The organism is Agrobacterium sp. CCNWLW155 (assembly GCF_036888815.1).
Taxonomy (GTDB): domain Bacteria; phylum Pseudomonadota; class Alphaproteobacteria; order Rhizobiales; family Rhizobiaceae; genus Agrobacterium; species Agrobacterium radiobacter.
In genome coordinates, this window is the sequence record NZ_JBAKFW010000055.1 from 1 (window position 1) to 1604 (window position 1604).

Annotated in this window: 3 protein-coding genes; all 3 read left to right on the top strand. The window is 57.7% G+C overall.

The genetic code is table 11. The annotated features are described in order from the left end of the window. Positions 1 to 207, top strand: a 207-nt coding sequence (locus V6S97_RS29070; protein WP_334428445.1) for a hypothetical protein, incomplete at its 5' end; no start/stop codon positions are given. A 46-nt stretch (positions 208 to 253) separates the two neighbouring features. After that, positions 254 to 1336 (top strand): DUF2169 family type VI secretion system accessory protein, encoded by a 1083-nt coding sequence (locus V6S97_RS29075; protein WP_272874697.1) that lies wholly within the window; start codon positions 254 to 256, stop codon positions 1334 to 1336. Further along, positions 1333 to 1604 (top strand): PAAR-like domain-containing protein (locus V6S97_RS29080; protein ID WP_334428446.1); only part of this gene is annotated, 272 nt, incomplete at its 3' end. The genes V6S97_RS29075 and V6S97_RS29080, both read left to right, overlap by 4 nt.

Below are 1604 nucleotides of genomic sequence, written 5' to 3' on the forward strand. Positions count from 1 at the left end.
AGCAAGGTTACGAATGTCGGCCAGACGTCGCTGGAAAGCGTCGGAAAGTTCAAGAAGATTGCAGTCGGTGAAGAGTTCGTCATCGAATGCGGCGATTCCAAATTCATCATGAAGGCGAATGGCGAGGTCATCATTCTTGGCAAGACCTTCAACTTCGTGGCGACGGATCATTTTCAGCTTCGCGGCAAGCCGATCGATCTGAACTGACGGAGGCCGGGTCTTGGAACTTCAGAACCGCCTGCCGTTTCCCGCCATGGCTTTCCGTCAGTTCGATGCCGAAGGAGGGCTCGATTGTATCGTCTCCGTGCGTGCAACATTCATGCATGCCCAGGGCGGTTCTCTGGATATCGCAGCCGAGCAGGAAAGTTTTCAATGGGAGGACGCCTATGAGGGCGATCCGCACCAGACCGTCCTCCTGCGCCAAAGCGATCTTACCCCGGACAAGCCCGGGACGGATATAACCTTTCTCGGGAATGCGTGGTCTGCGAGCGGCGAGCCGGAGAAATCCTGGCGTGCCTCCATCCGCGTTGGCGGAATTTTCAAGCAAATCGAGGTTTTCGGCAGACGCTTCTGGCAGCCTGTCGTTAAGGAGAAATGGGCAGGTTTTTCCGCCAGGGAAGCCAAACGTGTCATAGCGGATTGGAAACTGAGCGATCCTGAACCGGCTAGAAGCGTGGCCATATGCTGGCGCAACGCTTATGGCGGCGCGATCCCTGGCACAGGTGACGCGGGGACGGAAACACCGATTGACGTGGAGCGCCGAAACCCGCTTGGGTGCGGCATCGTCAATCTTGAGATGCCTGCCGACGCCGGGCCTGTTCCAGCTCCGCAGATCGCTGCCGTCGGTGAGCATTCCGATTGGCGGAGCACGCCGGAACCGCAGGGATTTGGGCTCGTTTCGCCTTGGTGGCAGTTCCGTCAGCAATATTCCGGAACCTATGATGATGGTTGGCGGGAGGAGAGGCACCCCCTCTTGCCGCGTGATTTTGATCCACGCTTCTGGCAGGCGGCCCATCCTGATCTCATCGCGACGCCTCACCTCAAGGGTGACGAGAACTACGAGCTGGTTAACCTGAGTTCTGAGCATCCGGTCGCGAAAGGCTCGTTGCCTGGCCTTACCCTCGGTGTCCATTGCTCTCGCGAAGATCGCGATGAATGGCGTGTGCTGAAGCTTGATGGTGTGCAATTCGACTGGCGCAATGACGGACGGGTGCTTCTGACCTGGCGCATCAGGTTTCCTCTTCCCGATGCCGGTGAAACAAAACTTACCCTGACGCGCGTTCGTCTGAAGTCGCCCGAAACCGAAGCGGCTTTAACCGAGAGGGAGACAGCATGAGCGTCCCCCGCGACAATTATATCGGAGAGCCCCAATATCCCGGCACATGGACGACGGGGACACCGCGTGAGGGACTGCGTGACATCGATGAGGCGCGTATCGTCTCTTTGGCACCTGATGTATGCCTGACACCGGTTGGCTCGTCGGTGGTGCCTATTCCCTATCCGGTCGTGGATTTTTGCGGCCATGATAAAAACTATACGCCGTCTGTTCGGTTCACCGGCAAAAAGGCAATGGTGATGCGTTCGTGTACGACACATGTGCACGG